The organism is Pedobacter psychrodurus (genome assembly GCF_004331735.1).
Classification (GTDB): domain Bacteria; phylum Bacteroidota; class Bacteroidia; order Sphingobacteriales; family Sphingobacteriaceae; genus Pedobacter; species Pedobacter psychrodurus.
On sequence record NZ_SJSO01000026.1, the window covers coordinates 63547 to 78207 of the forward strand.

The following is a 14661-nucleotide window of genomic DNA, read 5'->3' on the forward strand; positions in this document are numbered from 1 at the left end:
AAATTTAATCAGATATTTTATACTGGATCTTTAATTCTGGAGCTAGGTAGCGATTGTTTTTTTATTAAATATCTGATAATCAAATGAATGTATGTTGTGTGTAGATGTGCGTACTCAATTTTTCTTTTTGAGATAATATTATTTTTCTCTTTGCGCCATACAATCTGTTAGGCACTTTCCTATTCAATTTCTTCGCAACAATTAAAATCTGATTAACAGTTTATTTTAATCATACAGTGAGAAATGGCTGAAAGGAAGAGTGTGGTAATAAAATTATAATAATATGATGAAAAAACGCTTACTCGTTATTTTAGGTCTGTCATTTTGCTTTATTGGGGTTTTTGGACAACAAAAAGTAAAAGATGGCTCAGTTGATGGTACTAACCTTCCCAATAAGGATGCTATTTTAGAATTGGAAAGTTCTAACAAGGGATTATTGCATGTCAGGGTACCATTAAAAGCAACTACAAATGCATTTCCCTTATCTGCTCATGTTGCGGGGATGATGGTTTATAATACGGCCACGCAAGATGACGTTGTTCCTGGTATTTACTACAATGACGGTACTAAATGGGTTTTTGTAAGGAGTTCTTCTTCCATTTTAGTAGAAGCACAACCAGGGAAAACTGGTACCCCAGGCGTACCCGGACAGCCTGGCGGACCAGGAGCTGGTGTAACTATTGTAACCAATGATGGTGGTACCTGGATCTATAATCCAACTACAAATACCTGGACAAATATCAGCGGCCCAAAAGGAGACAAGGGTGATCCGGGTATTCAGGCATTGCCAGGTACGAGCGGCACACCAGGTACGCCAGGTTCGGGTACAGCAGGTGCACCAGGTGCAGGTGTTACCGTAGTAACAAATGACAGCGGAACCTGGGTTTACAATACAACAACAGGAACGTGGACTAATATAGTTGGTCCGAAGGGTGCAGACGGGAAATCTGTAACTAGTGGTACAGGAGTTCCAACAGGAGGAAATAACGGCGATACCTATATAAATACTGCAACTGGGGATGTTTATACATATGTAAACGGAACTTGGATAGTAACTGGAAATATTAAAGGTGCAGATGGAAAAGATGGAATTGATGGAAAGTCAGTAATAGGTGCTTCAGGTGCTCCTGGAGCTTCAACTCCGGGTAAAGAAGGCGATACTTATATCAATACTACAACCGGCGAAACTTATGTTAAGCAGGGCGATACTTGGGTTTTAACTGGAAATATTAAAGGCGATAAAGGTGCAAATGGAATTGATGGAAAGTCAATAACAGGTGCTTCAGGTGCTCCTGGAGCTTCAACTCCAGGTAAAGAAGGCGATACTTATATCAATACTACAACCGGCGAAACTTATGTTAAGCAGGGCGATACTTGGGTATTAACGGGAAATATTAAAGGCGATAAAGGTGCAGATGGAAAAGATGGAATTGATGGAAAGTCAGTAATAGGTGCTTCAGGTGCTCCTGGAGCTTCAACTCCAGGTAAAGAAGGCGATACCTATATCAATACTACAACCGGCGAAACTTATGTTAAGCAGGGCGATACTTGGGTTTTAACTGGAAATATTAAAGGTGCAGATGGCAAGAACGGTGTAGATGGTAAATCTACCACTGGTGCAGCTGGTGCTCCTGGAGCAACAACTCCTGGCAACAACGGCGATACCTATATCAATACCATAACAGGTGAGACTTATGTTAAACAAGGTGATACCTGGGTATTGACTGGTAGTATTCAAGGCCCTGCTGGTACCAATGGTTTAGATGGTAAAACATTAACCACTGGAACTACTACACCAACAGGTGGCAACAATGGCGATACTTATGTGAACACGACTACGGGTGATGTTTACACCAATGTAAATGGAACTTGGACGGTAACTGGAAACATAAAAGGAGCAGATGGCAAGAATGGATTAGACGGTAAGTCTACCACTGGTGCAGCTGGCGCTCCCGGAGCAACAACTTCTGGAAACAACGGCGATACCTATATCAATACAACTACTGGAGAAACCTACATTAAACAAGGTGATACCTGGGTATTAAACGGAAATATCAAAGGAGATAAGGGTGATAATGGTGTAGATGGTAAATCTACCACTGGCGCAGCTGGTGCGCCTGGTGCCACCACTCCTGGCAAAGACGGTGATACTTATATCAATACAACTACAGGTGAAACTTACATTAAACAAGGAGATACTTGGGTATTAAGTGGAAACATCAAAGGTGATAAGGGTGATAACGGTATCGATGGTAAATCGACTACTGGTGCAGCTGGTGCGCCTGGTGCCACCACTCCTGGCAAAGACGGTGACACTTATATCAATACCACAACAGGCCAGACTTATATTAAACAGGGGGATACTTGGGTATTAACTGGTAGCATCCAAGGCCCTGCTGGTGCAAACGGACTTGATGGTAAATCTTTAACTACTGGAACAACAACGCCAACGGGCGGTAACAATGGCGATACTTATGTAAACACACTTACGGGCGATGTTTACACAAACAATAACGGAACTTGGACAGTAACTGGAAACATAAAAGGAGCAGATGGCAAGAATGGATTAGACGGTAAGTCTACCACTGGTGCAGCCGGCGCTCCTGGGGCAACAACCCCTGGAGTTAATGGCGATACCTATATTAATACCACCACAGGTGAAACTTATATTAAACAAGGTGATACTTGGGTATTGACTGGTAGCATTCAAGGTCCTGCTGGAAAAGACGGAATAAATGGTTTAGATGGAAAATCTACTACTGGTGCAGCTGGTGCTCCTGGAGCAACAACTCCTGGAGTTAATGGCGATACCTATATTAATACCACCACAGGCGAAACTTATATTAAACAAGGAGATATTTGGGTATTGACTGGTAGCATTCAAGGTCCTGCCGGAAAAGATGGTGTAGATGGTAAATCGACCACTGGTGCAGCTGGCGCTCCTGGGGCAACCACTCCTGGTGCAAACGGTGATACTTATATCAATACAACTACAGGTGAAACTTACATTAAGCAAGGTGATACTTGGGTATTGACTGGTAGTATTCAGGGTCCTGCCGGAAAAGATGGAATAGATGGTAAGTCTACCACTGGTGCAGCTGGTGCTCCTGGAGCTACAACTCCAGGTAAAGAAGGCGATACTTATATCAATACTACAACCGGTGAAACTTATGTTAAGCAGGGCGATACTTGGGTATTGACTGGAAATATTAAAGGTGATAAAGGTGCAGATGGAATTGACGGTAAATCAGTAACCATTACCAATAATGCTGATGGTACAAGTACGATTACCGATGGTTCAGGTGGAGCAATAACAGTTAAAAATGGAACAAATGGTACCAATGGAGTTGATGGTAAATCAGTAACCATTACCAATAATGTTGATGGTACAAGTACAATTACCGATGGTTCAGGTGGAGCAATAACGGTTAAAAATGGTACCAACGGAACAAATGGAGTTGACGGTAAATCAGTAACCATTACCAATAATGCTGATGGTACGAGTACAATTACCGATGGTTCAGGTGGAGCAATAACGGTTAAAAATGGAACAAATGGTACMAATGGAGTTGATGGTAAATCAGTAACCATTACCAATAATGCTGATGGTACGAGTACAATTACCGATGGTTCAGGTGGAACAATAACAGTTAAAAATGGTACCAATGGAACAAATGGAGTTGATGGTAAATCAGTAACCATTACCAATAATGCTGATGGTACAAGTACAATTACAGATGGTTCAGGTGGAGCAATAACGGTTAAAAATGGTACCAATGGAACAAATGGTACCAATGGAGTTGATGGTAAATCAGTAACCATTACCAATAATGCTGATGGTACAAGTACAATTACCGATGGTTCAGGTGGAACAATAACAGTTAAAAATGGAACAAATGGCGCACAAGGTATTCAGGGATTGAAGGGTGACAAGGGAGATATTGGTCTAACTGGTCCCGCTGGGGCTACTGGTTCACAAGGGCCGATAGGCTTAACTGGAGCTACTGGTGCACAAGGTATTCAGGGATTGAAGGGTGACAAGGGAGATATTGGTCTAACTGGTCCCGCCGGGGCGACTGGTTCACAAGGGCCGATAGGCTTAACTGGAGCTACAGGTGCACAAGGTATTCAGGGATTGAAGGGTGACAAGGGAGATATTGGTCTAACTGGTCCCGCTGGGGCGACTGGTTCACAAGGGCCGATAGGCTTAACTGGAGCTACTGGTGCACAAGGTATTCAGGGATTGAAGGGTGACAAAGGAGATGTTGGTCTAACTGGTCCCGCTGGGGCTACTGGTTCACAAGGGCCGATAGGCTTAACTGGAGCTACTGGTGCACAAGGTATTCAGGGATTGAAGGGTGACAAGGGAGATATTGGTCTAACTGGTCCCGCCGGGGCGACTGGTCCACAAGGCCCAGTCGGTTTAACCGGTGCAACAGGTGCACAAGGAATCCAAGGCTTGAAAGGTGATAAGGGAGATACAGGAGCAACTGGAGCTGTCGGTCCTCAAGGTCCAGTTGGTTTGACAGGTGCAACAGGCGCTGCTGGAGCTGTTGGTCCACAGGGTCCAATCGGTTTAACGGGTGCAACGGGGCCTCAGGGAGCTACTGCACTTACTGGCCCACAAGGTCCAATTGGTCCGCAAGGTGGCGTTGGTTTAATTGTAAACGGAACAAATACAACGGTAACTGGAACGGGTGTAAGTGGAGATCCTTATAAAATAAATACACCAAGCACAAGCTTGAGCCAAAGTGCAACTACTGGCGTAATTACCTTTACCAATGAGGGAGGTACCCCAAGTACCGCAAGGGTGGTAAGTGCAAACACAGGAAACCTGATTACCGTGGGTACTGATGGAGGTGCACTGTTAAATAGTACAGCTCTACCAACGATAACCGCTGATAATGGTTTAACTAAAACTAGTAATAACATTCAACTCGGCGGTGCCTTAATTAAGTCAGGTCCTACAACTATAACTACAACTGCAGCAAATACGTTAGCAATAGCGGGCTTACAAACGGGTGCAATAACTGACCGCGTTGTCGTGGCAGATCCATTAACAGGTGTGCTCAAACAAGTTACATCTGCAATGCCTAGGTTCTTTTACGCTCCTTCGGTGGTCGTACCAACTCATGATGCTAACGGTGTTCCGCTATCTGGAAATCAGACATTGGATATTTACAGTAAGTATTCTCAGCAATTTGGTTTTTCTGGAGGAATTGGCCAAGCGAGGAGTAATGCTGCTTCTACCTTGCCAGTATTATTAGCTACCGAATTGGATTATTTTATTACCTACTTTGATAATACGGTTTTTAATACGGTAACAATTTCTACAGCCGGTATTATCACTTATACAGTTAAAACAACCGCTGTTCCTACAGAAGCTTCATTCATGAACATAGTCTTTAAAGTTAAATAGTAAAATCATGATAAATAATCTGTTTAACATAAAATTTATTGGAAAATTAAGCTTAATATTTGGATTGCTCTTTTTAGGTAAACAAAATGTTAATGCACAGGCCTACGGAGACTTTCCGTATCAGCAAAGCTTCACTTCTGGAACTCAGCCCGCAGAAGTCTCCATACCAACTGGATCAGGAACGAATGATGCAACTTTTACCACGAATGGTATTCGTCTAACAAGGGCAGTCAATAGCCTTTTCGGTGCTATTTTTGTAAATAATAGGCAATTCTCTTCTAAAAATGGGATTAAAATCGCGTTTGAATTTGGGATGTATGGAGGAAATGGTGCCGATGGGATTTCTATGTTTTTATTTGATGCGGCAGTTACTAGTCCGGTTATTGGTGCTCCGGGTGGAGATTTGGGCTATAATTTTGCTCGTGCTAATAATTCTTTCTCGGCAGCTAGAAAAGCGGGGCTTACTGGTGCTTACTTAGGTGTGGGATTTGATGCATTTGGGAATTTTAAAACTCAGCAATTTCAAACAGACAAGCGATGGAATGGCGTAGATGTACCTGGAGGGAGTCATATTACCTTAAGAGGTGCCGCAGGGCTAGTACTGAATAATACTGGTCAAAGTCAAGGCTTTACTGGTTATCCTGTACTGATAACGCAATCTACTTTAGCCGTACCTACAGGTAATGGTGGTGCAATATTAAATGCAACAGGAGGTGGATATACATTTTCTACAGGGCCATCATCTGGCTTCGATTTGAAGACAACAACCTATGCCTCCTTATCTTCAGATCCTGATTATCGCAAAGCATTTATAGATATTTTTCCAAATAACGATATATTAGGTAATAACAACGGCTTTTATATCACGGTTAAAGTTCAGTATGGAAACACGCTTAAAACCGTTATTGATAATTACTTATACAGAAAATCCTTCACTTATACCGAAAATGCCAATGCTTCTGGTAATAATGATTTTAATACAGGTAATACTGCAGGTGCAAATACTACACACACGCTAGATGCAACCGTACCCGATTTTTTAAGGATTGGGTTTGCAGCTAGCACAGGTGGGTTAAATAATATTCAAATTATAAAGAATTTGCTAGTTACTTTACCTTATGCAGCTGAAACTGCAGATGACTTAGTTAGGACGTGCAGAAATTTGCCGGTAATTATAGATCCTTATTCAAACGACATTGCGTATTCAGGTTTAATACTTATATCACCTGTACCAACTGCATCAAACAATAATATAGATCCTAACCAATTTAGGTTTTTAAATAGTGATGGTACAACTGCAGCCAATCCTTTTTTGGTAAGCAATAGCCAAGGTACTTTTTCTTATAGTCCAATCACTAAAAAAGTCACTTTTACTCCTGTTTTCGATTTTATAGGTACAGCTAGTATTAATTATAATATAAAAGGCATCACAGTGCCAGTAACTGGAGGGCCTTATGGTGATGAAGCCTATCGTTCTCCTGCAGCTAACATCAAAGTTAAGGTTTCTAGATGTCAGGTAATTACAAATCCTTCTTTGCCTTCAAAAAGTAATTACCAATAATCATGAGAAATAATATTTTAAATCGTATTCGTTTTTTTAGGCAAGCTATTAGTCTATTGGCTATACTTATTTTTACTATTTGTGCGAAAGCTCAAACTGGTTCTGGAAGTATGACAGTTGACAACTCTACTGTAACCATTTCTGCGGGTACAACTGAATCTCGTTTTTCAGAGGGAACTTATTTCGGGCCAAATGCCAATTGGACTATTGACGGAACACTGGAGATTTACAGTAAGAATGTTTGGATTGCACCAGGTGCAACCTTTAATGGTTCAGGTAGAATCATCATTTACAATCCTGGCGATAACCCTTTTTATATCGATATGATAGCAGGGCCAACACGAATTGATGGGAATAATGGTGCTTTTATCAACCTCATTATCGAACACCGGAATACCGACAATATTACCTTGGCCGATGTAACTGATCCGGGTTATAGTACCACTAATCCTACAGGCGTTCAAGGAGCCTCCCTAAATATAGGCGGAACCTTAGATATGGCTGCAGACAAGGCCGATATTATCCTAAATGGATACAATTTAACTTTTAATGCATCTGGTAAAATTACCAATTTTAGCGAATCACGAATGGTGGTAACTGGAAATAGCATTATAGGGCACATGGTTAAGGATTTCTCTAGCAGTACGGCATTTGTTTATCCAATTGGTATAGCCGAGGGCGATTATACGCCAGCAACATTGTCTCCACAAGCTGCTAGCCGAATATTTGTAAGCGTTCAAGATTATAATGCAGCCAATACCATTGGTGTGACCAAATTGCAGGGCATAGACAGGACCTGGAATATTTATGCATCTGTTCCGGTACAAACCACAATTACCCTACAGCACAACCAAAATACAAATGGCGCAAAGTTTAAGGATGCTACAGCTTCGGTTACCCAATACTTGGGCAATTCGAAATGGGACATCGTTACTGGGACCAATCCATCATTGGGTGTTCATACCCGTGTAAATGTTGCTGTAATTACGGATATGTTAGCCAATGGCGCATCATTTACCAAACACTCAATTAATGGTGCCGATTTATTTATACCCAATTTATTTACACCAAATGGTGATAGTAATAATGATACATTCGAAATTCGAGGCTTAAATCTTTTCGCCGAAAATGATTTAGTAATTGTAAACCGTTGGGGAAATGAAGTGTACAAAGCCAATAATTATCAAAATAATTGGACAGGTGAGGGCTTAAACGAAGGGACCTATTATTATTTATTAAGGGTTAAGGAAAATGCAGGTGCACCTTGGCAAGTATTCAAAGGCTACATTACATTAATTAGGGCATTTAAGAGATAATTAAAAATCTTCCTCCCTGCCTTGGTGCACAAGGAGGATGCTAATTTATACGTCATGAAAAAAATTACAATCATAATCATACTGTTTCTAACGTGTTCGAAGCTCGCCTTTAGCCAGCAGGATGCGCAGTTTAGTCAGTACATGTTTAACGGGATATACATCAATCCAGCTTATGCGGGCTACAAGGAGCAATTAAATCTTCATGCCTTTTACCGCACACAGTGGACAGGTATTCAAGGTGCCCCAAAAACGATGAGCCTAGCAATAGACGCAATAGCTAATGATGGAAACGTTGGTCTGGCTTTACAGGTATCTAGTGACAGGCTTGGTGCGCAGCGGAATGAATCTATTTACGGCAACTATGCATATAGAATCCGCATGAATTCGGATGGTAGCGCAAGGTTGGCTTTCGGAATAGGTGCCGGAGCAGTGCAGTTGGGTATCGACGGTGCTTTACTGAATCCAAACGACCCTGAAGTTTTCCAGCCGACTGGTATGCAGAGTACAATTGTACCAGATGCAAGGGCGGGTGTTTACTATTCCGACAACCGTTTTTATGCGGGTTTTAGTGCCGATAACCTGGTATCACAATACATTAATATCGATAAGTATGCTTTTATACCCCAACCCAAACCCCATTATTACCTAACCGCAGGTATGCTTTTGCCGCTTTCGCAGGATGTATTATTAAAACCATCATTCTTGTTGAAAGATGACAGGGGCGGACCCACAAGTTTAGATTTAAATGCTTTTTTTATCCTGGCGGAGAAATTTTGGATTGGAGCTTCTTACCGTACAGGAGTTAAGCTTTATAACAAAGATTATTTACAGAAAGACCTGAGTAAGTTAAATTCAGCTGTAGCGGCGATACAGCTATTCCCAACTCAGAATTTAAGGCTTGGTTATGCATACGATTTTTCAATAGGTCCTCTTCAAGGATACAGTAGTGGAACTCATGAAATATCTATTGGTTATTTCTTCAATAGTAAAAACACCAGAATGTTAACCCCTAGGTATTTTTAAGGCTAAGATAAAAAGACTAAAGCAATAAGCTAAAATCACCAATAACATCAATGAAAAAAATTTTACATATATTAACGATAGGCTTGATGCTTTTAATTGGACAGTTAGAGCTGGCCAAAGCACAATATGTTATTAAAGAAGCAGATGTGCAATATGGACTGTTTAATTATAGCAAGGCAATAGACTTATACGAGCAGGCCTATAAAAAGAAAGCCACGCTCTACGCAGCAGAAAAACTTGGCGAATGCTATAAATTGCAGAACAACTACAAACAGGCAGAGAGTTGGTATGCAATAGCGACAGGGATGCCTAACACAAGTGCAGAAAATATATTGAACTATGCAAAAGTTTTGCAGGGGAATTCGAAATATGGCGAAGCTAAAGTGCAGTACCAAAAATATGCTGACTCAAAAAAGGACATTACGGACAAACAGCAAAGTCTTTGGTTTTTAAGCTGCGATTCTGCAATGCGTTGGATGAAAAGCCCAACCGCAAGTACAATCAACAACCAAAAAAACATCAATACAACGAAATCAGACTGGGGAACTAGTATCTATGGAAATAGTGTAGTGTTCTCCTCAGACAGGGGTACAACGAATGATACGCAAAGCGAAGGTAAACCTTTCTTGAAGTTTGATGGTGCAAAAGTTCCGGATAAGGAGATTTATGGCTGGACAGGGAACCATTATTTGAAGTTATACCAGGCAGATAAAACTACAGACAGTATTAGTCTTTTTCCTATTGATGCAAATACCGATTACCATGTTGGTCCCGCGAGTTTTACAGCCGATGGCAAAGAAATGTATTTCACGTTGACAAGAATCCCAAAGAAGCCAGTTTATGTAAAAGGAAAACTGGCTACGGTGAATATTGAAATTTATAGCAGTAAAAAAGACGAAGAGAACAAATGGGGAACGCCAGTCTCATTCAAATACAATAAAGTAAATGAATATTCGCTTGGCGATCCATTCATAAGCAAAGACGGTAACAGTTTATACTTTGTATCTAACATGGAAGGTGGTGCAGGAGGAACGGACATGTATGTTAGCCAGAAAACTGACACAGGAGACTGGGGTATTCCGTTAAACCTGAAAGAGTTGAATACCGAAGGTAATGAGCGGACACCAGTATTTGATGAGGAAAATAACTTTTTCTTCAGCAGTGATGGCAGGATAGTCATGGGCGGATTGGATATTTTTAAGGCAAAATTAATAGGAGGGAAAATATCCGAGCCAAAGAATATGGGCTATCCAACCAACTCCCCACAAGATGACTTTGCCTACATGCAAACGAGCGCAACTTCGGGTTTCTTTTCATCAAACAGGACTGATGGTTTGGGCGATGACGACATATACAGCTTTACAAATACACAGATACTGGCCTTTAGGTTATCGGGTAAGGTATTGAATAAGAAAACGAACGAGCCGCTGGCGAACTCGATTGTAACCCTTAGCAAAACAGGTGGACAAAGCTTAAAAGTACAGACGGATGAAAGTGGAGACTTTAAGTTCAACCTGGATAAAGCATCAGATTATAAGCTTACTGGCGAGAAAACTAATTTCAGAAGTGATGGAGCAAGTTTAACTACAAACAACCTTACTGCATCGACAGAGCTAAAACAAAACCTTTACCTTGAGCAGATAGAGATAGACAAAGCGATAAGATTGGAGAATATCTATTACGATTTCGATAGATCGAATATCAGGCCAGATGCTGCAGCAGAACTGGATAAATTAGTTAAAATCATGAAAGACAACCCGACGATATGGGTAGAACTTGGTTCACATACCGATTCCAGAGGAGATGATAAATACAACCAACGGTTATCACAAAGCAGAGCAAACTCAGCGGTTCAATACATAATTGAAAGGGGAATTGACAAGAACAGGATTACTGCGAAAGGCTATGGCGAGTCGCAACTGTTAAACAAATGTAGTAACAGTATTAAATGCAATGATGCAGACCATCAATTGAACAGAAGAACCGAGTTTAAGATTGTGAAACAGTAAATCAAATAAAAATTAAGAGAAAATAAACACAATAGTACAAATGGCGAAGGTTGCAGCAATATGTTGCAGCCTTTGTTACTTATTGAATTAATTTTTCATCTTAGAAAAGAAATTAACCAAAAATCTATGGCCAGTGTTACTTACTTTAAAGTAAGCACATATAAATAAACTATACTTTGCGGAGATTAATCATAATTGTTATTTTCTCCCCATCCTACTTAGATTTTCGTTCATCCACGTAGTATTTTAACCCTTTCATAAAATAAATAAGCTGAAAGATAGCATGTTAAAATAAATATAAATGAACCCTATTGCAAGCCACTTAATTTTCTTTTACCTTTGTCGCACCTTAAACGGGAAGAGTTCTTTATTTTACAGATGTCAATAAGCTAAATTATTTGTGTTTGTTGTATTAAAAATGTGGTGTAAATCATGTCTATATAAAATTTATTTTTTATAAATTATTGATACATAGTTAAGTTAGGTCTTGATTCAAGTTCTGGTCTTTCCACAAAGAATAAAAAGTTGCGAATAAAAATGGAATTATCAATTTAAAACCGTTTCTTTGCAATCCCTTCGAAAAAGGGAAATAAAAAAAGAAGATACCAAGTTCGGGATGTAGCGTAGCCCGGTATCGCGCCTGCTTTGGGAGCAGGAGGTCGTAGGTTCGAATCCTGCCATCCCGACAAAAAGTTTATCCACTTTTAAAACAGGATTAAAAAAGATCGATACCAAGTTCGGGATGTAGCGTAGCCCGGTATCGCGCCTGCTTTGGGAGCAGGAGGTCGTAGGTTCGAATCCTGCCATCCCGACAAATACAGATACAAATTGTATCAAAAACCCTCTAAATGGTTCATTTAGGGGGTTTCGTTTTTTTATTCGGCATAGTTTGTGGTAATGAATATCAACCATTTTTAACCCAAATCTGCACCCAGATTTTCTTCTTAACATTGTCTTTTCAACGAAAACTGAAATTTATTGCAATTATTAATTTTTGGACAACAGACCAAATTGTCGCCGTTTTAGCTGTTTTTTTGGGTGCAGATTTGGGTTAAAAAATAGGAGAAGATTTTATGAAATCTAACCACAGTTTTAGCGTCACTTTCTTCGTTAGAAGGGACAGGGAGGCCTTTGGGAAGGCTCCGTTATCAGTTAGAATTACCGTTGATGGAAGGGCCGTTTTTTTTGCAACAAAAAAAACTGTTGAAATATCAAAATGGAACCAGAAAGCACAACGCCTGAAAGGTACTGATCAAGAGAGTATCTCAGTTCGTGACAGAATACGATTTTTAACTAATGAAATAGGTTCTGCCTATGATGAGCTACGCTACAAGAAAGAAGAGGTCACTGCAGAAAAGATTAGGACAAAAGTCGAAGGAGATGAAGACGGTAAGACCATTACAGAATTGATGAAGTATCATTTAGATGGTCCTGGAAAACTTTTAGCACAAGGAACCTTGAAAAATTACTACTCAACAGAGCGTTTCATTCTAGAGTTTCTCAAAAAGAAAAAACTCAAAGATATTAAACTGACAAAAATAGATTTTAAATTCTTAACTGAATTCAGCATTTATCTACGTACCAAGACACCTGATAAAGGGCAAAGGATCTGTACCAACAATACTGTAATGAAGCATGTGGAAAGATTTCAGAAATTGATGGGCCTGGCATTAAAGTTTGGTTGGATTGTAAAGGATCCCTTTGTTTTCTTTAAAAGGAACATTGTGACCAAAGACCGTGAAGTACTCGATGACGATGAATTAGTCGGTCTTCAAGAGCTACAGTTTACAGATCCTATTCAGGAAGTTGTGAGGGCCATGTTTATTTTTAGTTGTTATACAGGGCTCACCTATAGCGAAATCAGTACATTGTCGGTCAAGCATCTCACTAGTGATAATGACGGCGGATTATGGCTGGAAATGAACAGACAGAAGACTTTTCATACCACCGAGCGTAAGTTCCTTGTGCCTGTTCTTCCAATTGCTTTACAGTTAATACAGAAGTATAGATACAATCCTGAATCAATAAACAAGGCAACGATATTTCCCTGTACAACAAACCAATATACAAACCGAGTTTTAAAAATTATAGCGATTAAAGCGGGGATATTTAAGAAACTGATATTTCATATGGCCAGACATACTTTTGCGACCACTGTTACATTAGGAAAGGGGGTGTCGATCGAAAGTGTTTCGTATATGCTGGGGCATTCAAGTATACGCACAACACAGATTTATTCGAAGGTTAAGCAAAAGAAAGTTGCAAGTGAGATGAAATATCTAATGATGGCACAACAGGTATTGTTAAAATAGACTTTTTAAAATATACGACCAGCGTTTTAACTTTCGCTAGGAAGATTAGGAAAAGGGTTCAGATAACGCTCTTTTCCTACTTTAGGTTTTTTTTTACTATCGGCAGAGTTCTATACTTAGTTCATTTTTTGAAAATTTTCAACTATCTTCCACTTTGGGAAACAATTTCAAATTTTGAAAATCATATATGGAACAAGGTAAAGTTAAGATGTATAATGGTGAAAAGGGTTTTGGCTTCATCACGCCGGATGCAAACCAGGAGGATGTTTTTGTGCACGTGACAGGACTATTGGTACGTGACCTCAAGGCGGGGGACGTTGTGGAGTATGAAACCGAGCAGGGCAGAAAAGGATTAGTAGCAATCAATGTCAAAAAAATATAGTCTGGTAGTGTCTATTGATACCTTCGTCATAAACGGATTTTTGAAGAGCTTTCTGAAATTTTCCACAATAATCGGCTATGCCTGAATAGGCTTATTCATCTTATTTGCAGGCAGTAGAGAAAGTGGTTAACAGGAATCAGGATTAAAATGTTAGTTTTTATAAATATGGTAATCAAACATTTCAATTATTTTGGGAGATATGATTTCGCCTTTCTTGTAGAAAATAGTCTGTTGCTGATTCATCCTTTCAGGGCTGAAGATCTAGAATTATGATGCCTCGTGGTAGAGGATATTTTGAGATACTTTCTGATGAGATTACATTAAAATTTCTTCCCTTTAGAAGCTAATCTTTACACACATTTATTTATAGAAAACATATTATAACGATCTGATTATCAATTATTTGTGGTTTATTTTTTGTATCTTTAATGATGTTAGATCATTGTTATTCAGGTGTTTATAAAGGTTTTTTATCAGATAGTCGTATTGCAGTTAGATTAGAAAATTGTTTGTCAGATTTATTATCTTCGGGAACAGCAGTCATCAATCGGTTAGCTCCAACCCATTCCTTAAAAGCTGCCTTCTATCGTATGCTATCGAACAAGCGATTGGAACATGATGATATTCTTGAAGGTGGCT

Annotated in this window: 8 protein-coding genes and 2 tRNA genes; all 10 read left to right on the top strand. The window is 39.8% G+C overall.

What is annotated here, in order from left to right; genetic code table 11:
- Positions 1 to 283 precede the first annotated feature (283 nt).
- On the top strand, positions 284 to 5419 hold the full coding sequence (locus EZ456_RS22000) for a beta strand repeat-containing protein (RefSeq protein WP_131533890.1): 5136 nt from the start codon (positions 284 to 286) through the stop codon (positions 5417 to 5419).
- Between the two features lie 7 nt (positions 5420 to 5426).
- Positions 5427 to 6980, top strand: coding sequence for a hypothetical protein (locus EZ456_RS22005; protein WP_131533891.1), 1554 nt, complete (start codon positions 5427 to 5429; stop codon positions 6978 to 6980).
- A gap of 2 nt (positions 6981 to 6982) precedes the next feature.
- Positions 6983 to 8296, top strand: coding sequence for a gliding motility-associated C-terminal domain-containing protein (locus tag EZ456_RS22010; protein WP_131533892.1), 1314 nt, complete (start codon positions 6983 to 6985; stop codon positions 8294 to 8296).
- 54 nt (positions 8297 to 8350) lie between these two features.
- Positions 8351 to 9319 carry a PorP/SprF family type IX secretion system membrane protein gene (locus EZ456_RS22015; RefSeq protein ID WP_131533893.1) on the top strand — a complete coding sequence of 323 codons (969 nt, stop codon included), beginning with the start codon at positions 8351 to 8353 and terminating at the stop codon, positions 9317 to 9319.
- Positions 9320 to 9369: 50 nt separating this feature from the next.
- Entirely contained in the window at positions 9370 to 11328 is a 1959-nt protein-coding gene (locus EZ456_RS22020; RefSeq protein ID WP_131533894.1) for an OmpA family protein, read from the top strand.
- A 612-nt stretch (positions 11329 to 11940) separates the two neighbouring features.
- Positions 11941 to 12014, top strand: a tRNA-Pro gene (locus EZ456_RS22025).
- Between the two features lie 52 nt (positions 12015 to 12066).
- Positions 12067 to 12140, top strand: a tRNA-Pro gene (locus EZ456_RS22030).
- 261 nt (positions 12141 to 12401) lie between these two features.
- Complete coding sequence (locus EZ456_RS22035; protein WP_131533895.1) at positions 12402 to 13640, top strand: site-specific integrase; 1239 nt, start codon at positions 12402 to 12404, stop codon at positions 13638 to 13640.
- 187 nt (positions 13641 to 13827) lie between these two features.
- Complete coding sequence (locus tag EZ456_RS22040) at positions 13828 to 14022, top strand: cold-shock protein (protein ID WP_131533896.1); 195 nt, start codon at positions 13828 to 13830, stop codon at positions 14020 to 14022.
- A 428-nt stretch (positions 14023 to 14450) separates the two neighbouring features.
- The coding region (locus EZ456_RS25435; protein ID WP_205945137.1) for a hypothetical protein at positions 14451 to 14661 on the top strand (211 nt) is incomplete at its 3' end.